Here is a 20,455-nt window from a genome sequence, read left to right on the forward strand (position 1 = left end):
GGGGTCTCTTACAGGTCCAGTTGCTGCGCCATATCGTCAATCGACTGGCGGAGGAAGGCATCAAAGGCGGGCGAGGGTTGGCGCGCATTCAGCGACCGCGCCATCGGGTCCGGCGCGTCAATCTCGCTGCCGCTCAGCGCGGCGATGGTGGCATGGCCGCAGAAGGGGACATAGGCCTCGGAATAGCCGCCCTCATGCACCAGCACCAGCTTGCCATCGCAAAGCCGCTCAGCGGTGCTGCGAATGCGTTTGGTCATCTCGGCAAAGGTTTCGGCGGTGGCCTGCATTCGCGCCAGCGGGTCGATGATCGCCGCGTCATAGCCGCAGGCGACGATGATCATGTCGGGGGCGAAAGCCTCGATCGCTGGGATCACCACGCGGTCCATCGCGTGGAGGTAGGCGGTATGGCCCGAGCCTGCGTGCATCGGTAGGTTGATGTTATAGCCTTCGCCCGCCCCGCGTCCGCGATCTTTCAGGCCGCCGGTGTCGATGGGGTAATTCCCCTCTTGGTGGAGCGAGATGGTCAGCACGTCATCGCGGTCATAATAGATCGCCTCGGTCCCATTGCCGTGATGCACGTCCCAATCCAGCACGACGACGCGCTTTGCCAGCCCCTTGGCCTGCGCGGCTTCGATGGCGATGGCGATATTGGCGAGAAGGCAGAAACCGTTGGGCAGGTCCGGCAGGCAGTGATGCCCCGGCGGGCGGCTGAGGGCATAGGCGTTCTGAAGCTCGCCCCGCGCCACGGCATCGACGGCGGCGATGGACAGCCCGGCAGAGAGCGCGGCCAGTTCATAGCCGCCACGGGCGAAGGGCACCGCATGGCCCAGCTCACCGCCCCCCGCATCCGAGAGGCGCTTGAAGTCATCAAGATAGGTTTCGGGATGCACCCGCGCCAAAGCCTCCCGGTTGGCGGGGGCGGCGCTGCGGGTGTCGAGTTCGGCGAAGAGCCCCGTCACCTCCATCAGGTTCTTCATCCGGCGCTTGGTCTCGGGGTTTTCCGGCAGGCCCCCGGCGGCGAGGGGCTGCACCAGCCCGCCCACCGGCGTGGTAAAGACGTAGTTGCCCCCTGCGTGCCAAAAGCAGCGTTCGTCCCAGAAAAAACCTGTGGTCATCTTGTGCTCCCCTTCATCCTTGCGGGGAAGGTGGCGCAGGGCGGCGGGATTGTCCATGGCGCGGGGGGCTCACGCGGGCGGTGGCGCGTGAGGTGGGTGCGGGATTTGGTATTTGAGAAAGGATGAAGGGGGGGAAGGGGGCGCTTTGGGTGGAAAGCGGGGGGCTTGGGGTGGCCCTAGCGCCTTTGGGGGGGCGCTAGGGTTTTTGGTGGTTAGCCGACCATGCCGACGATCTCATAGGTGCGTTTGAGGATCGGGGCGGTGATCTCGCGCGCCTGTTCCGCGCCGCGGGCGAGGATGCGGTCGATCTCGGCCGGGTCGGCCATCAGACGCTGCATTTCGGCGGTGATCGGGCCCATTCTGGAGACGGCCAGTTCCGCCAGCGCAGGCTTGAAGGTGCCGAATTGCTGGCCGCCGACCTCCGCCAGCACCTGATCGACGGTGCGGTCGCTGAGGGCGGCGTAGATGTTCACGAGGTTGCGCGCCTCGGGGCGGTCCTTCAGCCCCTCGGCCTCGGACGGGAGGGCGTCGGGGTCGGTCTTGGCCTTGCGGAACTTCTTGGCGATCGTGTCGGCATCGTCGGTCAGGTTGATGCGGCTCGCGGGCGAGGGGTCGGACTTTGACATCTTCTTGGACCCGTCGCGCAGAGACATGACGCGGGTGGCCGCGCCTTCGATCACCGGTTCGGTGAGCGGGAAGAAGTCGACGCCGTAGTCGTGGTTGAACTTCGCGGCGATGTCGCGGGTGAGCTCTAAGTGCTGTTTCTGGTCCTCGCCCACCGGCACATGGGTGGCGTGGTAGATCAGGATGTCGGCGGCCATCAGCGCGGGGTAGGCGAAAAGCCCCAGCGAGGCGGCTTCGGCGTTTTTGCCGGCCTTGTCCTTCCACTGGGTCATGCGGCCCATCCAGCCCATGCGCGCGACGCAGTTGAAGACCCAAGCCAGCTGCGCGTGCTCAGGCACTTGGCTTTGGTTGATTAGGATGGATTTTTCGGGGTCGATGCCCGAGGCGATGAATCCGGCGCAGAGCTCGCGGGTGCTTTTCTTCAGGTCCGCCGGGTCTTGCCAGACTGTGATCGCATGCAGGTCGACCATGCAGTAGATCGATTGTACGCCCTTTTCCTGCGCATTGGCAAAACGTTTCAGCGCGCCGAGGTAGTTGCCCAAATGCAGGTCGCCCGAGGGCTGAATGCCGGAAAACACGCGCGGGGTGAATTGGGTCTCGGACATCGGGAGGCACCTCTGGGCTGGAAAGTCTTGCGCGGCAGGCTTACTTCTGGCCGCGAACCCCGTCAAGGAGCGCCCATGCAAGACCCAGACCTCCAGCCCCCCGTGAACCCGCTGCCGCCCGCGGTTGTCATTTTGTTTCTGGCCATCGCCGGGGTCGAGGTGGTGCTCTCTTTGGCCGAGGCCGGGCTGGTGGGCGGCCCCGCTGCCGTAGGCTGGCGACTGGCGCTGGTGCGCGACTTTGGTTTTTCGGGGCTGATCTTTGATGCGATGATTGGCGCAGGCCAGTACCCGATCGAGCATATCTGGCGGGTGGTGACTTACCCCTTCATCCATTTGGGCTTTACCCATGCGATTTTCGCTGTGGTGCTGCTTTTGGCCTTGGGCAAGATGGTGGCCGAGGCGATGGGACAACTGGCGTTTTTGGCGATCTTTGTGCTGTCGGGGATCGGCGGGGCGCTGGTTTACGGGGCGCTGTTGAACGATCCGGTTTGGCTCGCCGGGGCCTATCCCAATGTTTACGGGCTGATCGGCGGCTATAGTTTCGTGATGTGGCGGCGGCTGCTGGGCTCGGGCGGGCCGCAGTATCAGGCCTTTACGCTGATCGCGCTGCTGATGGGGTTGCAGCTGTTCTGGGGCATCTTTTTCGAGACTGGTTTTCTCTGGGTGGCGGAACTGGCGGGGTTTATCTGTGGTTTCGGGCTGAGCTTTCTGGTCGCGCCCGGGGAATGGGCGCGACTGCGGGCGCGGTTGCAGCAGCGTTAACCGCGCCGCATCGCCGATTTGAACTCCGACAGGCGGAATGCGCCGATCAGCTGGCCGACACCGAAGTAGCTGACCGCAGCGATGATAAGCAGCAGCACCAGCGCCAGCCCGCGCCACCACGGTAGGCCCAGCATCGGTTGCAGTGCCGCATTGCCCAGCCAGAGCGCGCCCCCCATGGCGGCGGAGGCGATGAGGATGCGCCAGATGCGTTTGTGGAACCGCGCGTCGAATTTGACGGCGTCGCCAAAGCGCCGCGCGCCGATGGCGAGGCAGGCAAACATCGTCCAGCCTGCCAGCGTCGTGGCGACCGCCGGGGCGATCCAGCCGATGAAGGGGGCAAGGCCGATGGCGAGGGCCGCGTTCACCACCATGGCGATCACGGCGAAATGGAAGGGGCGGCGGGTGTCTTCGCGGGCGAAATAGACCGGTTGCAGGATTTTTTGCAGCACGAAGGAGGGCAGGCCGAGGCCGTAAACCATCACCGCCGTGGCAATCGCAGCGGTGTCATCGACGCCCGAGGCGCCGCGCTCGAATAGCACGGTGACCAGCGCGAAGGGGATCACGATCAGGGCGACCGAAGAGGGGATCGTCAGCGCCAGCGAAATCTCGGCGGCGCGGCTGAGCGCGGTTTGCGCGCCTGCGTCGTCTCCGGCCCGCAGGCGGCGCGACAGGTCGGGCAGCAGCACGATGCCCACGGCGATGCCCACCACGCCCAAGGGAAGTTGATAGAGGCGGTCGGCGGCGAAGAGCCATGAGACGGCCTTGTCATATTGGCTCGCCACCAATTGCCCGACCACGAGGTTGATCTGCATCACGCCCGAGGCCAGCGCGGCGGGCAGGGCGATGACGATCATCGCGCGCATGTCGGGGGTCCAACGCGGGCGGGAGGGGCGCAGCGGGAAACCCGCTTGGGCCGCGGCGCGCCATGTCAGCGCCAGCTGTGCCACACCTGCGACGGGGATCGACCAGATCAGCCAAAGCGCCACTTCGCCCCCGGTGAGCGCGGCAAAGGTCATGGCGGCGATGACGAAGATGTTCAGCAGCACCGGTGCTGCGGCGGCTACAGCAAAGCGCCCAGTGGCGTTGAGGATGCCCGAGAACAGCGCCGACAGTGACATGCAGAGGATATAGGGAAAGGCGATGCGGCCAAAGGCGACTGTCATGTCAAAGCGCGGGTCTCCGACGAAACCTTCGGCGGTCAGCCAGACCAGGCCGGGCATGAAGATCATGCCCAAAGCGGTCAGCGCCAGCACCACCAGCGACAAGCCGTTGAAGGCATCGCGGGCGAATGTCCCGGCGCCTTCCTCGCCCTCCAGCTTTTTGGCGAACATCGGCACGAAGGCCGCGTTGAACGCGCCCTCGGCAAAGAAGCGGCGGAACATATTGGGCAGGCGGAAGGCGGCGACGAAAGCGTCCATGACCGGGCCGGGGCCGATGAGTGACAGCAGCAGCACTTCGCGCAGGAAGCCGAGCACGCGGCTCAGCAGGGTCCAGACCCCGACAGTGAAAAAGCCGGACATAAGACGGATAGGTTTCATCGGAGGAGCCTTAAATTGCGCTGCGGTGATCCCTAGCGCGGGCGTTCACCCGGTGCAATCGCGGTGAGCGGGGCTGAATGGCCCCGCCCGCCGGTTTGGCAAACCGGCGCTTATCCCCCCGTGGGGTAGATGAACCCGTTGATGGGATAGGTGCTGCCAAAGGCGCCCGGCTGGCTTTCCAAGCGCACGGCGGACCAGTCGTTGTCGTCGGAGACGTCGATCACCGCCATTTTCAGTGAAACCTCGTTGCGCTTCCAATTGGCGTGATCCACCCGGATTTCGCGCGGTGAGACGATGTCGGAAACCACAGCGATATGGCCCATCGGCATGGAGCGGGTGGCGCTGAAGGCCATCACAGCACCGACGACGGGATCATCGCCGCGTGGGTAAAGCCCCTTGGCCTTGCCCCACCATGTCTCCGCATTGCCGCGAATCTGGATGCCGCTGACATTGCGGGCGAAGGGCACGCACCAAACGCGCTGGCCCTTGGCGCGCATGTCTTGGGCGGTTTGCACAGCCATGAAATGCCGCTGGGGATCGATGCCGCCGAAATCGTAGGACTGCGGGATATCAGGCGCTTTGGCGCAGGCTGCCGTGAGAAGAAGTGTGGCGCAAAGGGCCGTCAGGCCCCGGTTCGGCAGTGCGGCGCGTGTCACGCTCATATGTCCCTCATTCATGGAATCCCGTGCTTTTGCCGGGTTGAAAGGGATTTTCAGGATCCGAGGTCAAAAACAAAGCGCGAAAATAGCCGGTGGCGGTATTTTGCCGTTGGGGCAAGCCGAAGGAACCCTAGCCTTCGGCCCGCTCCACCCCTGCGGCAATCGCTTCGCGCAGGCGTTTCTCCAAGGTGCGCTGCTTGGCCTCGGTATAGTATTTCAGGCCGAACATATCCTTGACGTAGAAGGTATCGACCACCTGTTCGCCGTAGGTCGCGATCACCGCATTGGCGATATAGACATTGGAGGCCGCCAAGGTGCGCGTCAGATCATAGAGCAGACCGGGCCGGTCGCGGGTGTCGACCTCGATGATCGTGTAGATTTCCGAACCTTCGTTGTCGAAGGTGATATGCGTGGGCACCTTGAAGGCGCGTTCGCGTTTCTTGACCTTGTCGCGGGATTTCAGCGCATCGCGGGCGACGATCTCGCCGCGCAGGGTCTTGAGGATCATCTCGCGCAGCCGCGGCAGGCGGCTGGCCTCATAGGGTTGATCCTCGCTGTCCTGAATCCAGAAAGCGTCGGTGACGAAACCGTCCTTCGTGGTGTAGCTGCGCGCATCCACCACATTGGCGCCGACCAGCGCGAGCGCGCCGGCGAGCCGGGCGAAGATGCCGGGGTGATCGGCCATGACGAAACAGGCCCGCGTCGCACCGCGGTCTTCGTCGGGGTGCAGATCAATGCGGATATCGTCATTGCCGATGTCGCGCAGCAGTTCCGCAAAGGCGACATGGGCGGTGACATGCAGACCCTGCCAATAGGGCGGATAATGGCGGGCCGTCTCACGCTGCAGACGTTTGCGCGGCCAATCGGAGAGCGCGGCGCGCAGGGCTTTCTTGGCCTCCGCGCCCCGGTTTTCGCGGTTGAGGTCTTCGAGCCCGGTTTCCAGCGCCCGCTCGGTCTGGCGATAGAGCGCGCGGATCAGCACCGCTTTCCAATTGTTCCACGTATTCGGCCCGACGCCACGAATGTCGCAGATCGTCAGCACGCAAAGCAGGTCGAGCCGTTTGACCGTCTGCACCGCCTTGGCAAAATCGCGCACTGTGCGCGGATCGGCGATGTCGCGTTTCTGGGCCATGTCGGACATCAGCAGGTGATAGCGCACCAGCCATTCCACGGTATCGACCTCGTCGCGTTTCAGCCCCAACCGAGGGCCAATGCGCCGCGCCAGTTTCGCACCGATGATAGAATGATCCTCGGGCCGCCCCTTGCCGATGTCATGCAGCAGCAGCGCCACATAGAGCACCTTGCGGTTCACCCCGCGTTTCAGGATCGAGGAGGCGACGGGCAGTTCCTCTTCCAGCTCGCCCTTCTCGATCCGGGCGAGGTTGGCGATACATTGGATGGTGTGCTCGTCCACCGTGTAGGAATGATACATGTTGAACTGCATCATCGCGACGATCGGCTCGAACTCAGGGATGAAAGCGCCCAAGACGCCCAATTCGTTCATCCGCCGCAGTGAACGTTCGGGGTTGCCGTGTTTCAACAGCAGGTCGAGGAAGATGCGCCGGGCTTCGGGCGTGCGGCGCATATCATCGTCGATCAGCGCGAGGTTGGCCTTGATCAGCCGCATCGCATCGGGGTGGATCAACATCCCCGTGCGCAGTGCCTCTTCGAAGATGCGCAACAGGTTTAGCTTGTCTTGTAGAAACTCTTCGTCGTCCTTCACCGCGATGCGGTTGTGGACCACCTGAAACCCCTCGCGGATTTTCGGGCGGCGGCGGAAGATGCGTTCCAGCAGCGGTTCGGCCTTCATATGGGACGCTTCGAGCCCGCTGACGAAGATGCGCGTCAGATCCCCCACCGCGGTGGCATGGCGGAAATAGGCCTGCATGAAGATTTCGACGCCCCGCCGGCCCCCGATGTCCTGATAGCCCATGGCTTGGGCGACCTGCACCTGCATGTCGAAGGTCAGCTGTTCCGTCGCGCGCCCGGCAATCAGGTGAAGGTGCCCCCGCACGGCCCAGAGAAAGGCCTCGGCCTCCCGGAAGGTGTCGTATTCATCGGCGCGGAACACGCCGAGATCGACCAGATCCGCGACCCGGTCGACGTCATGGATGAATTTGGCGATCCAGAACAGCGAATGCAGATCGCGCAGCCCGCCTTTGCCTTCCTTGACGTTGGGTTCGACCATATAGCGCTCACCCTGTTTCAGGTGGCGATTGTCGCGCTCCTCCAGTTTCGCTTCGATGAAATCCTTTCCCGCGCCTGAGAAAAGTTCGTTCTTGAGCCGTTCGGAAAGCTCTTGCGCAAGGGTCACATCGCCGTCGATGAAGCGGTTTTCCAGCAGGGCGGTCTGAATGGTGAAATCATCCGCCCCCAGCCGCAGGCAGTCGTCGATGGTGCGGGTGGCGTGGCCGACCTTCAGCTTCAAATCCCACAGGATATAGAGCATCGATTCGATCACGCTCTCCGACCATGCGGTGGCCTTGTAGGGGATGAGGAACAGCAGATCGACATCGGAAAAAGGCGCCATCTCTCCCCGGCCATAGCCGCCCACGCCAATCATGGCGAGCCGTTCACCCTCGGTCGGGTTCGGGTTGGGGTGCAACACCTGCGTGGCGATCTGCAAGACGCAGCGCAGCAGTTGGTCGGTGAGATAGGTGTAGGAAGAGGTCATCGCCCGGGCATCGAAGGGCGATTCAGCAAAGCCCGCCGCAATGGCTTTGCGGCCCCCCTGCTGGGCTTCTTGGATCAGGGGGACGATCTCGGCCCTGAGGGCTGCGCCCTCCAGCGTGCTGTCGCGCTGGGCGAGAGCCTGCCAAATGGCCGTGTCGTCAAAGATTTGCTCGGGCGCGCAAATCAGGCGCGGGTGTCGATGCGCGCCTGATGTTGTTGTCGGTTTCGCGAGGTCCAATTCAGAAACCAGCCCCGCCAAAGCCGCGCGGTGCCGGGTCAAGCACGACGACGCGGTTGTCGCGGATCGTGGCCACGGCCAAGGCGCGTTCGTTGGTGCCATCGCGGCGCAGGCGGAAGATGCCGCTGGCGCCTTGGAAACCCGCCCCCTGGGTCAGCGCGGCCCCGGAAAGCGCGTTGGATTTGCCGCCCTTCACCAAGGAGCCGATCGCCGCGATCCCGTCAAAGGCCAGCCCGGCCAGCGGGTGCGGATCACTGCCATAGGCCGCGGTGTAGCGGTTCGAGAAGGCACCGCTCGCCGCCGTGTCGGGCAGGGCAAACCAGCCGCCCTGAACGCCGGGCAGTTCCAGTGTCTGGGCGGGGATGTCCCAACGGGTCAGGCCGACATACTGCGTGGTGGCCGATTGGATGCCAGCCTCGGGCAGAAGCTGCGCGAAAAGCGGCAAGGCGCTGGCCGAGGAGGTGGTGAGGAAGAGCGCATTGGCGCCGCTGCCTTCGATGGTTGCTTTGACGCGCGGCACGGCGGCCACGACCGACTCTTGGCTCAGCGCGTAATCGACGGTGCCTGCCAGCGTCGCGCCATTGGCGCTGATCGCTTGAACGATCGCGTCACGGCCCAGCTGTCCGGCAAGGTCCTGACCATGCAGCACGACCATTTTGTCCTTGCCGTTGCGTTTGGCAAAGCTCACCAACCGGTTGGCGGTATTGGCAAAAGTCGGCCCGAGCACGAAGACATTGCCGCCCGCGATGGTCGGGTTGTTCGAGAAGGAGATCACGTTAACCCCGGAGGAGGCCACGGCCACCCCAGCCGCATTGGCCGCTTCGCCGTAAACCGGGCCAAGGATGATCTTGGCCCCTTCATTCACCGCCTGCGCAGCGACGGATGCGGCTGTGCTGGCATTGCCCGCAGTGCCATAGACGCGCAGGTCGATCTGGACGCCATCTAGATCGCGCATCGCAAGGCGCGCAGCGTTTTCGAGGTTCTTGGCCAGCAACTCATCACTGGCCGTGCCGCCGCGCGGAACCAAGAGCGCCACGGGAACGGGGGCCGCAGGGTCGATGCGCGGGCCGCCGGAATTGGCGCCACCCGTGGCGACAGGCTGACAGGCCGCCAGCAGGACCGCGAAGAGCGGCAGCAAGAGCAGGTGCATCTTCTTGCGGATGGCGCGGAAACAGGCAATCATTTGTATTCACTCCCCGGTGGTGGCAAGACGACGATGGTCGCCGGAACATGGCCGCGATCATAGTGACTGCGAAAGGCGGGTCCAGCGTTGAAATTTGACAAGACAGAGCTAGCCCCGGGACTTTATTTCGTGGGCGTCCCCATCGGCACCGCACGCGATATCACGTTGCGCGCGCTCGACACGCTGGCCTCGGCGGATTTGCTGGCGGCAGAGGACACGCGCAGCCTGCGGCGGCTGATGGAAATTCATGGGGTGCCGCTTGATGGGCGCAAGGTGCTGGCGCTGCACGATCACAGCGGCACATCGGTGCAAGAGCGGCTGATCGCGGCCATCCGCGAGGGCAAATCAGTCGCCTATGCGTCGGAGGCGGGCATGCCGCTGATCGCCGATCCGGGGTTTGAATTAAGCCGCGCCGCAGCCGGAGCGGGCGTGATGCAGACCTGCGCGCCGGGGCCATCGGCCGTGCTGACCGCGCTGGCCTTGGGCGCCCTGCCGACGGATGCATTTTTCTTTGCGGGTTTCCTGCCCAACAGCAAATCGGCACGCATCGCGGCGCTGGAAAAGCTGCGCGACGTGCCGGGAACACTGGTTTTTTACGAATCGCCCAAACGGCTTGGCGCCATGCTGCGCGATGCGGCAACGGCACTGGGCGCGGGGCGCAAAGCGGCAATGTGCCGGGAGTTGACCAAGAAATTCGAAGAGATCCAGCGCGATACCCTCGAAAATCTCGCCGAGCTTTATCAAGCGAAGGCGCCAAAAGGCGAAGTGGTCGTGCTGATTGATCGCAGCCGTTCAGACTCTGTTAATCACCTTGACCTAGAAACAGATTTGCAACGGGCGCTTACAGAAATGTCGATGCGTGACGCTGTCGATTTGGTGGCGCAGGCCCATGGCCTGCCACGGCGGCAGGTCTATCAAGCGGCATTGGCGCTCGGCAAAGGTTAAAACATAGGTCGGAGCGATGAAAATGGCGCAGGGTGATACGGGGATACGAACTGCGACCAAACGCCAACGGGGGCGCATGGCCTATCACGCCGGGATCGCCGCCGAAAACCGCATCGCGCAGGACTATGAAAGGCGTGGTTTTGCCATCGCCCGCCGCCGTTGGCGGGGCCGCGCTGGTGAAATTGATTTGATCCTGCGCGATGGGGCTGCCTTGATCTTTGTCGAGGTGAAACAAAGCGGTAGTTTCGCGCGGGCCGCCGAAAGCCTTTCTGCCCGACAGATGCAGCGCATCTACCGCTCCGCCGAGGAATTTCTTGCCGGCGAACCTGCAGGAAGCCTGACCGAGGTGCGCTTTGACGTGGCGCTTGTCGATGGGCAGGGGGCCACCGAAATCATCGAAAACGCCTTTGGCCACGGCTGACCCATTGCGCATAGGCCCCTGCTGCGCCATCTAAGAAGCGATCCCAGAAGCCTGCACCGTCGGTCCGGGTCGGATCACGACAAAGGTAAGCAGCGGGGGACGCCGATGAAAATCGCCTTTCAAATGGACCCGATCGGGGACGTGAACATCAATGCCGACAGCAGCTTTCGGCTGGCCGAAGAGGCGCAGGCGCGGGGGCATGAGCTGTTCTTCTACACGCCCGACCATCTGGCGTACCAAGAGGGGCGGATCACCGCGCGGGGCTATGACTTTACCGTGCAGCGCGTGCAGGGCGATCATGCCCGGTTCGGAGAAGAGCGCGAGGTCGATCTGGCGGATTTCGACGTGGTCTGGCTGCGCCAAGACCCGCCTTTCGACATGCATTACATCACCTCGACCCACCTGCTGGACCGGCTGAAAGAAACCACCTTGGTGGTCAACGATCCCTTTTGGGTCCGCAATTACCCCGAAAAACTTCTGGTTCTCGACTTCCCCGATCTGACGCCGCCCACCACGATTGCACGCGACCTTTCGACCATCAAAGGCTTCAAGGCGAAGCATGGCGATGTAATCCTGAAACCGCTTTACGGCAACGGCGGTGCCGGAGTGTTCCGGTTGGACGCCAATGACCGCAACCTCACCTCCCTGCATGAATTGTTCACCGGCTTCTCGCGTGAGCCGCTCATCGTTCAGAAATTCCTGCCTGCCGTATCCAAGGGCGACAAGCGCGTCATCCTCGTGGAGGGGGAGCCGGTGGGCGCGATCAACCGCGTCCCGGCGGAGGGTGAGACGCGGTCGAACATGCATGTCGGCGGGCGGCCTGAGAAGGTCGGGCTGACCGAGCGTGATCTCGAGATCTGTGCGGCCATCGGGCCGTTGCTCAAGGAAAAGGGCCAAATCTTTGTCGGGATCGATGTGATCGGTGACTATCTGACCGAGATCAACGTGACCTCTCCCACCGGCATTCAAGAACTGGAACGGTTCGATGGCGAGAATATCGCCGGAAAAATCTGGGAGGCGATTGAGGCCAAGCGCGGGTGAGCCTGCGCCAGCATCTTCTGAACCGCTACCTGCGTCTGACAGAGAAACCTTTGCTGGCGCACGCAAACCCGCAGTTCCTGCGGGCCACGATGGAGGTGCAGGCGCGGCTCTTTTTCAAAGGGCCGCGCGAGGTGCATGCGGAATGGCGTGATCTGCCGGGGGCGGGATCGGCGCTTTGGCTTACGCCGCCGCAGGCCTCCCAAGGGCGTGTGATCCTCTACGTCCATGGCGGCGGGTTCGTGTTTGGCAGCCCGGAGACGCACCGGGCGATGGTCGCGCGCCTATCTCTGCTAACCGGCGCGCGGGCGGTGCTGCCGCGCTATGCGCGCGTGCCGGGAGCGGCCTTTCCGAAACCTGCGCAAGACATCCGCGCGGCGTGGGATGCGCTGTGTCAAATGGGCATCGCCGCGGGGGATATCGTGATTGGCGGCGATAGCGCGGGCGGCGCGCTGGTTTTCGACCTTTTGGCGCAGCTTTGCCGCGAGGGGGCGGCGCTGCCTGCCGGCGCCTTTGGGCTTTCCCCCTTGTTGGACCTGACGTTTTCCGGCCCAAGTTTCACTCAGAATGCCGAAAGCGACGTGTTGTTGCCCGCCGCCCGCGCGACGGAAATGGCGCGGCTCTATCTTCGGGGGCAGGATGCGGAGAGCCCTCGGGCGAGTCCCATTCTCGCGGATTTCAACGGCGCACCGCCCGTCTGGCTCACCGTAAGTGACAGCGAAATCCTGCGCGATGACAGCCGCCGATTGGCGGCCCGTCTGCGCGAAGCGGGCGTGTCGGCCAGTTTGCAGGAGCTCCATGACCTGCCGCATGTCTGGCCGCTGTTTCAGAACCACTTGCCCGAGGCGCGGCAGAGCCTTGCGGCCCTCGCCGATTGGATCAATGCCCTGCCGCCGGATCGGGCAGGCGAAAGCTGATCGCCTCGGCCATATGGGGGCGGCGGACCTCGGGTTCCCCCGCAAGATCGGCGATGGTGCGCGCGACACGCATGACCCGGTGATACCCGCGCGCCGACAGGGAAAACCGTTCTGCTGCGCGCAGGAGCAGCGCGCGCGCTTCGGCATCTGGGCTGACGACGGTTTCAAGCAAGTCACCCGCCGCATCGGCATTGGCCGAAATCCCGTCATGCGGCGCGTAGCGCGTGGATTGAAGCGCCCGCGCGGCGGCGACCCTTGCCGCGACCTCGGCCGAGGTCTCGCCATTGGCGGGCAGGTTGAGATCGCTGTAGCTGACGGGCGGCACGTCGACGCGCAGGTCGAACCGGTCCATCAGTGGGCCGGAGATACGCCCGAGATAGTCTTCCCCGCAGGCCGGGACACGGGCGCAGGCGCGGGCCGGGTCGGGCAGGTAGCCGCATTTGCAGGGGTTCGCCGCCGCGACGAGCATGAAGCGGCAAGGGTATTTCACATGGGCATTGGCCCGCGCGATCATGACCTCGCCAGTCTCGATCGGTTGGCGCAGGGTTTCGAGGACCGTGCGGTTGAACTCGGGGAATTCGTCCATGAACAGCACACCGTTATGGGCCAGAGATGCCTCCCCCGGTCGCGCTTGCCGACCGCCGCCGATGATCGCGGCCATAGAGGCCGTGTGATGCGGCTCGCGAAAGGGGCGGCTGCGGGAAATGCCGCCCTCATCCAGCAGCCCGGCGAGGGAGTGTATCATCGAGGTCTCCAGCGCTTCACCTGCCGTCAGCGGCGGTAGGATGCCGGGCAGTCGCGCGGCCAGCATGGATTTGCCCGACCCCGGCGTGCCGACCAGCATCAGGTGATGCCGCCCGGCCGCGGCGATCTCCAACGCGCGTTTGGCGCGTTCTTGGCCCTTAACCTCGCGCAGGTCGCGGCCCGCCAATGCGAGGGGCACCTCGCCCGGCTCGGCGGGGGCGATCGGTACTTGCCCAGTGTAGTGGCGCACCACGTCGCCCAGATTGGCGGCGGCGATGACCTGTGTCTTGCCCACCCATGCGGCCTCCGCCCCCGACCCCGCGGGGCAGAGCAGGCTGCGGTCCTCGGCGGCGGCGGCCATGGCGGCGGGCAGGGCGCCGACCACGGGCATCAGCGTCCCGTCGAGCGAAAGCTCTCCCAAGGCCACCACATTCTGGGTGATGTCATCCGGCAGGATATCGAGGGCCGAGAGCAGCGCCAGCGCGATGGGCAGGTCGAAATGGCTGCCTTCCTTAGGCAGGTCGGCGGGGGAGAGGTTGACGGTGATGCGTTTGGACGGCAGCGCGATGGCCAAGGCGCTGAGCGCCGTGCGCACCCGGTCGCGAGCTTCCGACACGGCCTTGTTCGCTAGCCCCACGATGGAAAAGCCCGGCAGCCCGGCGGTGACCGCGCATTGCACCTCGACGATACGCGCATCGACGCCTTGAAATGCGACCGTATAGGCCCGCGACACCATTGCCCCTGCTCCGTCTTGCTATGGTTAATCGGTAGGCAAGACGGGTTTAGGAATGGTTAACGGCACTGTGGGTCAGGGCGTATGATTGATCCCTTCGACCCGCCATTGGCCGTTGTCGTGGGACAGATGCGTGACCGAGAGGTTGTCGATCTTATGGGCCATCGCCTCCAGCGGGCCGCCGCCTTGGGCCTGCTGCACCTGCGTGAGGATGACGCCGAAATGGGCCACGGCGATCACATGGGCATTGGGGTGGGCCGCGTTGATCCGTGCCACCACCCGGTCGACGCGCGCCTTGGTCTGGTTCCAGCTTTCACCCTCGGGGGCCATGACATCGCCGGGGGTCTCCCAATAGGCGCGGCTGAGGTCCGGGTCACGCGCGGCGACTTCGGAGAAATGCAGCCCGTCCCAAGCGCCGAAATGCAACTCTCGCAGCTCATGCTCATGGGGCAGGCGGCGGCGGGAGGGCTGGGCCAGCGCATCCGCCGTATGCACAGCGCGGATCAGGTCCGAGGAGACGAGCAGCGACTCATTCGGCAGATGCAGGTTCAACCGCGCCAGTCGGGGCGCATCGGAAAGGTCCGCCGGGACATCGCGCCAGCCGACGAAGTTCTTCTCATGGGTCGGGCCGTGGCGCACCCAGTGCCAAATGGTCATGGCATCTCCCCTTTCAACAGTTGCGGCAGGCCGACGACGACCTGCACAACCGTTTCTGCCTCGGCGGCCAAGGCGGTGTTGAGCCGCCCCTGCGCCTCGCGGAATTGGCGCGCCATGGCGTTGTCGGGCACGATCCCTTGGCCGACCTCGTTCGAGACCACGACCCAATGTGCCGCACAGCCCCGCAGGGCCTGCAAAAGCTGCGCCTGCGCGGCCTCCAGATCGCTGCCTTCCATCAGGTGATTGCTCAGCCACATGGTCGCGCAATCGATCAGCACGATTTCGCCGGCGGGCAGTTTCGCCAGCGGTTCGGTCAGATCGAGCGGGCATTCGACGGTGCGCCACCCCGCATCGCGCCTTGCTTGATGCTTGTTCACGCGTTCTTGAACTTCGTCATCCCAGATGCGACCGGTGGCGAGGTAAGTCTTTGACATGCCGCTGGAATTTAGGAGGGCCTCTGCCCATTCCGACTTGCCCGAGGCCGCCCCGCCTAGGGCAAAGGTAGTTCTAGGCAACATCTTCTCACCAAATATTTGAACCAAATGGCATGTCTCTGCGTATCTCCACCAAAGGCCCATCACAAGGTGCGCCGCGCATTTCTCAAGGGGGATACCAAATGTCATTGCAGACCGCTCGCGAATTTTCACTCACCCGCACCGCAATGAAGGCCGAATTGCTCGATGCCGAGACGGAGTTGGAATTGGCCTATGCGTGGCGCGATCACCGGGATGAGGCCGCGTTGCACCGTTTGATCACCGCCTACATGCGTCTGGCGATTTCGATGGCGGGCAAGTTCAAGCGCTACGGCGCGCCGATGAACGACCTGATCCAAGAGGCCGGTCTGGGCCTGATGAAAGCCGCCGACAAATTCGACCCCGACCGCGGCGTGCGTTTCTCGACCTATGCGGTCTGGTGGATCAAGGCGAGCATTCAGGACCATGTGATGCGCAATTGGTCGATGGTGCGGACCGGGTCGACCTCCTCTCAGAAATCGCTGTTTTTCAACATGCGCCGCGTGCAAGCCCGGTTGGAGCGCGAGGCCACCGCCATGGGCGAGACGCTGGACAAGCACCAGCTGCGCCAGATGATCTCGACCGAGATTGGCGTGCCGCTGCATGATGTCGAGATGATGGAAGGCCGTCTGTCAGGCTCGGACTATTCGCTGAACGCCACGCAGAGCGCTGAGGATGAGGGCCGCGAGTGGATCGAAGCGCTGGCTGATGAGAGCGCCCAGGCGGCGGAGCGTGTTGAGGAAGAGCATGACACGGCGCAGCTGCGCAACTGGTTGCTGGCGGCAATGCAGGGCCTGTCCGAGCGCGAGCAATTCATCGTGCGCGAACGCAAGCTGCGGGATCCGGCGCGTACCTTGGAAAGCCTTGGCGATGAACTCAGCCTCAGCAAAGAGCGGGTCCGCCAGCTTGAGGCCGCAGCCTTTGGCAAGATGCGCAAATCGCTCGAGATGCAATCGCGTGAGGTCTTTGCCTTTCTGGCCTGACGCCGCATTGCGATGCCCGCCGGGGCTGGCAGATTGCGCCGCCCCGGATTAAGGTCTCCCTAATGCAAACGGGGGGCCTTTATGCTGTCGGGCAAACATATTCTGCTGATCATCGGCGGCGGCATTGCCGCCTATAAATCCCTCGATCTGATCCGGCGTCTGCGCGAGCGTGGGGCCAAGGTGACACCGGTTCTGACCCACGCGGGCGAAGAGTTTGTCACCCCGCTTTCCGTATCCGCCCTGACCGGTGTGAAGGTCTTTCGCGATCTTTTCGACCTCGGTGATGAGGCCGAGATGGGGCATATCCAGTTGAGCCGCGCGGCGGATCTACTTGTAGTTGCCCCCGCCACGGCAGACCTGATGGCCAAGATGGCGCAGGGGGCGGCGAATGATCTGGCATCGACCTTGCTTTTGGCCACCGATACGCCGGTGTTGCTGGCACCTGCGATGAACGTGCGGATGTGGCAGCACCCCGCGACGCAGCGCAACATCGCCACCCTGCGCGGCGATGGCATCGCCATGGTCGGGCCGAATGACGGTGATATGGCCTGCGGCGAATACGGGCCAGGGCGGATGGCCGAACCGCTTGAGATTGTCGCGGCAGTCGAGGCGCGGCTTGGGCAGGGGCCGCTTGCGGGCAAGCGCATCCTCGTCACCTCCGGCCCGACGCATGAGCCCATTGACCCCGTGCGCTATATCGCCAACCGCTCTTCCGGGGCGCAGGGCACAGCCATCGCGCGGGCGCTGGTGGATCTGGGGGCTGAGGTCGTCTTTGTAACCGGCCCCGCCGAAGTCGCCCCGCCCGAGGGCGTTGAGGTCGTGCCGGTGCAAACGGCGCAAGAGATGATGCAGGCGGTAGAGGCCGCGCTGCCCGCCGATGCCGCTGTCTTTGCCGCCGCGGTGGCCGATTGGCATGTGCAGGGGGCAGGGGACCGTAAGCTGAAGAAATCTAAAGACGGGCTGCCGAGCCTGTCTTTCGCAGAGAACCCCGACATCTTAAAAACCATCAGCCAGCGCGGCGAAGGCCGCCCCGCGCTCGTCGTAGGCTTCGCCGCCGAGACGAACGACGTGTTGGCCCATGCCACCGCGAAACGCGCGCGCAAGGGCTGTAACTGGATCGTCGCCAACGACGTCTCCCCCGCCACCGGCATCATGGGCGGGCGCGAGAATGCCGTGACACTGATCACCGAGGCCGGGGCCGAGGATTGGCCGCGCATGGGCAAAGATGCCGTGGCCGCCCGTCTGGCCGAACGTATCGCCGCAGCACTTGCCTGAGGGGGCGCTATGACCACGATCAACCTCTGCTGGGCCGAGGGCGCGGACCGCAGCCTGCCACTGCCCGCCTATGAAAGCGCCGGGGCGGCGGGGGCGGATCTGCGGGCCAATCTGCCCGGCGGCGCCGTCGTTCTGGCCCCCGGCGCGCGGGCGCTGATCTCCACCGGGTTGCAGATGGCGATCCCACAGGGGTTCGAGGTGCAGATCCGCCCGCGCTCGGGCCTCGCGCTGAAGCATGGGATCACCCTGATCAACAGCCCCGGCACCATCGACAGCGATTATCGCGGCGTGGTGGGGGTGATCATGGGCAATATGGGGGCGGAGGCCTTCACCGTCGAACATGGCATGCGCATCGCGCAGATGGTCGTGGCCCCGGTGGTGCAGACGGGCTTCGATCTGGCCGAGCGCCTTGATGAGACCCCGCGCGGCGCGGGCGGGTTCGGCTCGACGGGGGCGCAGTGATGCTGGCTGTTTTGATCATCGCGGCGGCGCTTTGGTTCGGCGGCGGCTTCCTCGGCCTGCCGCGCGGGCTGCGCGCGGGGCTGATTGGCCTGATGTATCTGGCGCTGGTCGCGCTGCATCTGCTGTTTCCGGCCACCCATCCGCTGCGCCTCGCCACCGGCGGCAGCGCCGCGCCTTGGCTGCTCTTGGGCGGTTTCGTCGTGCTGGTGTTGCTCTACCGGCAGGGGCTGGCGACCCTGCGCGCGCGCGCCACGCCGGACGCGCCGACTGAAGCCCCCACCTCGGGCCGTTTCTCGGAGAGTGAGCTGGACCGCTACGCCCGGCACATCGTTTTGCGCGAGGTCGGCGGCCCCGGGCAGAAGGCGCTGAAGAACGCGAAGGTGCTGGTGATCGGCGCGGGCGGCCTCGGCGCGCCGGTGCTGCAGTACCTCGCCGCGGCGGGCGTCGGCACCATCGGGGTGATCGACGATGACGCGGTCGAGAACGCGAACCTGCAACGGCAGGTGATCCACAAGGACGCCGCCATCGGCACGCCCAAGGTCTTCTCCGCGCAGGCCGAGATGCTGGCGCAGAACCCCCATGTCACCGTGCGCCCCTACCACCGCCGCCTGACCGACGAGATCGCCGAGGATCTGGTGGCCGACTATGACCTCGTGCTCGACGGGACCGACAATTTCGATACCCGCTACCGGGTGAACGCGGCCTGCGTCGCGACGGCCACGCCGCTCATCTCGGGGGCGCTCAGCCAATGGGAGGGGCAGCTCAGCGTCTTCGACCCCGCCCGCGGCGCGCCCTGTTATCGCTGCATTTTCCCCGAAGCGCCGGCGGCGGGGCTTGCGCCCTCCTGCGCCGAGGCCGGGGTGATCGGGCCGCTGCCCGGCGTGATCGGCACGATGATGGCGCTGGAGGCGGTAAAGCTCATCACCGGGGCGGGCAGCGTGCTGCGCGGCGAGATGATGATCTACGACGGGCTTTATGGCGAGACCCGCAAGATCGGGCTGAAACGGCGGAAGGGCTGCGAAACCTGCGGCGGGTGATTGCAAGTCACCCCTGCGCGCCCCATCTTGGGCGCAAAGGAGACCTGCATGACAAACCCGCTTCTGACCGAATGGAAGACCCCCTTCGGCATCGCCCCCTTTGACCGCATTTCCGACGATGATTTCGCCCCCGCTTTGGAGGAGGCGCTCACCGCCCACCGGGCCGAGATCGACGCTATTGCCGAGAACCCCGAAGCCCCCAGCTTCGCCAATACCATCGAAGCGCTGGAAGCCTCGGGCGAGGCGCTCGACAAGGTTCTAAGCGTCTTCTTTACCGTCGCAGGCGCAGACAGCAACCCGGCGCGGGAGGCACTGCAGCGCGACTTCTCCCCCAAGCTCGCCGCGCATCAATCGGCGATCTCGGGCAACACGAAGCTCTTCGCCCGCATCAACGCCGTTTGGGAGGCGCGCGACAGGCTCGACCTCAGCGAGGAACAGGCCCGCGTGCTGATGCTGACGCACCGTGGCTTCGTCCGCTCAGGCGCCGCGCTGACGGGGTCGGAGGCCGAGCGCATGAAGGAGATCAAGGCGCGGCTGGCGGTGCTGGGCACGCAGTTCACCCAGAACCTGCTGGCGGACGAGCGCGACTGGTTCATGCCGCTCTCCGAGGACGATCTGACCGGCCTGCCGGATTTCGTGATCGATGCCGCCCGGGCTGCGGGCGAAGAAAAGGGCGCGCAAGGCCCGGTGGTCACGCTGTCGCGCTCGCTCATTACGCCCTTCCTGCAATTTTCGGACCGCCGCGACCTGCGCGAGAAGGCATTCCGCGCGTGGGAAGCGCGGGGCGCGAACGGCGGAGAGACAGACAACCGCGAGATCGCGGCCGAGACGCTGGCCCTGCGCAAGGAGCGCGCGGCGCTTCTGGGCTACGACAACTTCGCCGACTACAAGCTCGAAACCGAGATGGCCAAGACGCCCGCGGCGGTGCGCGACCTGCTGATGTCGGTCTGGAAACCGGCCAAGGCGCAGGCCGACGCCGATGCCGAGGTGCTGACCGCGCTGATGCGCGAGGACGGTGTGAACGGTGCGCTGGAGCCGTGGGACTGGCGCTACTACGCCGAGAAGCGGCGCGCGGCTGAGCATGACCTCGATGAGGCCGCGCTGAAGCCCTATTTCCAGCTTAACCGGATGATCGACGCGGCCTTCGACTGCGCCAACCGGCTGTTTGGGCTGGAGTTCGCAGCCCTCGACGTGCCGCTCTACCATCCCGATTGCCGGGCGTGGGAAGTGACGCGGGACGGCCAGCATGTGGCGGTCTTTATCGGTGATTATTTCGCGCGCGGCTCGAAACGGTCGGGCGCGTGGTGCTCGGCCATGCGCGCGCAGGCGAAGTT

The 20,455-nt window shown here is 64.8% G+C and carries 19 protein-coding genes; 10 read left to right on the forward strand and 9 right to left on the reverse strand.

The window, feature by feature from the left end:
• Positions 1-8: 8 nt before the first annotated feature.
• Together FCK22_RS15075 and trpS are read right to left on the reverse strand one after the other, a co-directional pair.
• Positions 9-1,115, reverse strand: coding sequence for a class II histone deacetylase (locus tag FCK22_RS15075; protein ID WP_067261527.1), 1,107 nt, complete (start codon positions 1,113-1,115; stop codon positions 9-11).
• Between the two features lie 212 nt (positions 1,116-1,327).
• A complete protein-coding gene (gene trpS, locus FCK22_RS15080) occupies positions 1,328-2,344 on the reverse strand; it encodes a tryptophan--tRNA ligase (protein WP_067264097.1) in 1,017 nt (338 codons plus the stop codon).
• 75 nt (positions 2,345-2,419) lie between these two features.
• On the opposite strand from trpS, the gene FCK22_RS15085 reads away from it, so the two are divergent.
• Positions 2,420-3,106 carry a rhomboid family intramembrane serine protease gene (locus FCK22_RS15085; RefSeq protein ID WP_067264091.1) on the forward strand — a complete coding sequence of 229 codons (687 nt, stop codon included), beginning with the start codon at positions 2,420-2,422 and terminating at the stop codon, positions 3,104-3,106.
• Here FCK22_RS15085 and murJ read toward each other — a convergent pair.
• The 4 genes from murJ to FCK22_RS15105 form a co-directional block, all read right to left on the reverse strand.
• On the reverse strand, positions 3,103-4,644 hold the full coding sequence (murJ, locus tag FCK22_RS15090) for a murein biosynthesis integral membrane protein MurJ (protein ID WP_136720534.1): 1,542 nt from the start codon (positions 4,642-4,644) through the stop codon (positions 3,103-3,105). The two genes, FCK22_RS15085 and murJ, sit on opposite strands and share 4 nt — an antisense overlap.
• A 110-nt stretch (positions 4,645-4,754) precedes the next feature.
• Positions 4,755-5,306: a CHAP domain-containing protein gene (locus FCK22_RS15095; protein ID WP_067264124.1), complete on the reverse strand. Its 552-nt coding sequence runs from the start codon at positions 5,304-5,306 to the stop codon at positions 4,755-4,757.
• A gap of 127 nt (positions 5,307-5,433) precedes the next feature.
• Complete coding sequence (locus tag FCK22_RS15100; protein WP_136720539.1) at positions 5,434-8,214, reverse strand: [protein-PII] uridylyltransferase; 2,781 nt, start codon at positions 8,212-8,214, stop codon at positions 5,434-5,436.
• Between the two features lies 1 nt (position 8,215).
• Entirely contained in the window at positions 8,216-9,397 is a 1,182-nt protein-coding gene (locus FCK22_RS15105; protein ID WP_067265323.1) for a penicillin-binding protein activator, read from the reverse strand.
• A gap of 87 nt (positions 9,398-9,484) precedes the next feature.
• On the opposite strand from FCK22_RS15105, the gene rsmI reads away from it, so the two are divergent.
• The 4 genes from rsmI to FCK22_RS15125 all read left to right on the forward strand — a co-directional run bounded on the left by rsmI (position 9,485) and on the right by FCK22_RS15125 (position 12,718).
• A complete protein-coding gene (gene rsmI, locus FCK22_RS15110) occupies positions 9,485-10,342 on the forward strand; it encodes a 16S rRNA (cytidine(1402)-2'-O)-methyltransferase (protein WP_067265320.1) in 858 nt (285 codons plus the stop codon).
• A 22-nt stretch (positions 10,343-10,364) separates the two neighbouring features.
• Complete coding sequence (locus FCK22_RS15115) at positions 10,365-10,763, forward strand: YraN family protein (RefSeq protein WP_067265340.1); 399 nt, start codon at positions 10,365-10,367, stop codon at positions 10,761-10,763.
• Positions 10,764-10,868: 105 nt separating this feature from the next.
• The gene (gene gshB / locus FCK22_RS15120) at positions 10,869-11,804 is read left to right on the forward strand and encodes a glutathione synthase (RefSeq protein WP_067265317.1); all 936 of its coding nucleotides are present in this window, start codon (positions 10,869-10,871) and stop codon (positions 11,802-11,804) included.
• Positions 11,801-12,718 (forward strand): alpha/beta hydrolase, encoded by a 918-nt coding sequence (locus FCK22_RS15125; protein WP_136720535.1) that lies wholly within the window; start codon positions 11,801-11,803, stop codon positions 12,716-12,718. The genes gshB and FCK22_RS15125 overlap by 4 nt, the downstream gene beginning before the upstream one ends.
• Here FCK22_RS15125 and FCK22_RS15130 read toward each other — a convergent pair.
• From FCK22_RS15130 to cobU, 3 genes are all read right to left on the reverse strand, one after another.
• Positions 12,681-14,198 (reverse strand): YifB family Mg chelatase-like AAA ATPase, encoded by a 1,518-nt coding sequence (locus FCK22_RS15130; protein ID WP_136720536.1) that lies wholly within the window; start codon positions 14,196-14,198, stop codon positions 12,681-12,683. The two genes, FCK22_RS15125 and FCK22_RS15130, sit on opposite strands and share 38 nt — an antisense overlap.
• Positions 14,199-14,270: 72 nt before the next feature.
• On the reverse strand, positions 14,271-14,852 hold the full coding sequence (locus FCK22_RS15135) for a histidine phosphatase family protein (protein ID WP_067265315.1): 582 nt from the start codon (positions 14,850-14,852) through the stop codon (positions 14,271-14,273).
• Complete coding sequence (gene cobU / locus FCK22_RS15140) at positions 14,849-15,370, reverse strand: bifunctional adenosylcobinamide kinase/adenosylcobinamide-phosphate guanylyltransferase (protein WP_067265314.1); 522 nt, start codon at positions 15,368-15,370, stop codon at positions 14,849-14,851. The genes FCK22_RS15135 and cobU overlap by 4 nt, the downstream gene beginning before the upstream one ends.
• A gap of 98 nt (positions 15,371-15,468) precedes the next feature.
• Between cobU and FCK22_RS15145 the strand changes: the two genes are divergently transcribed.
• The 5 genes from FCK22_RS15145 to FCK22_RS15165 form a co-directional block, all read left to right on the forward strand.
• Entirely contained in the window at positions 15,469-16,347 is an 879-nt protein-coding gene (locus tag FCK22_RS15145) for an RNA polymerase factor sigma-32 (RefSeq protein WP_067265311.1), read from the forward strand.
• An 81-nt stretch (positions 16,348-16,428) separates the two neighbouring features.
• Positions 16,429-17,622, forward strand: a complete 1,194-nt coding sequence (gene coaBC / locus FCK22_RS15150; protein ID WP_067265309.1) for a bifunctional phosphopantothenoylcysteine decarboxylase/phosphopantothenate--cysteine ligase CoaBC — start codon at positions 16,429-16,431, stop codon at positions 17,620-17,622.
• 9 nt (positions 17,623-17,631) lie between these two features.
• Positions 17,632-18,084, forward strand: coding sequence for a dUTP diphosphatase (gene dut, locus FCK22_RS15155; protein ID WP_067265306.1), 453 nt, complete (start codon positions 17,632-17,634; stop codon positions 18,082-18,084).
• On the forward strand, positions 18,084-19,121 hold the full coding sequence (gene moeB, locus FCK22_RS15160; RefSeq protein WP_067265304.1) for a molybdopterin-synthase adenylyltransferase MoeB: 1,038 nt from the start codon (positions 18,084-18,086) through the stop codon (positions 19,119-19,121). Before dut ends, moeB begins: the two co-directional genes overlap by 1 nt.
• Positions 19,122-19,169: 48 nt before the next feature.
• Positions 19,170-20,455 (forward strand): M3 family metallopeptidase (locus FCK22_RS15165; RefSeq protein WP_136720540.1); only part of this gene is annotated, 1,286 nt, incomplete at its 3' end.

It is taken from the genome of Sulfitobacter sp. 15WGC (assembly GCF_005068605.1).
Lineage (GTDB): Bacteria > Pseudomonadota > Alphaproteobacteria > Rhodobacterales > Rhodobacteraceae > Sulfitobacter > Sulfitobacter faviae.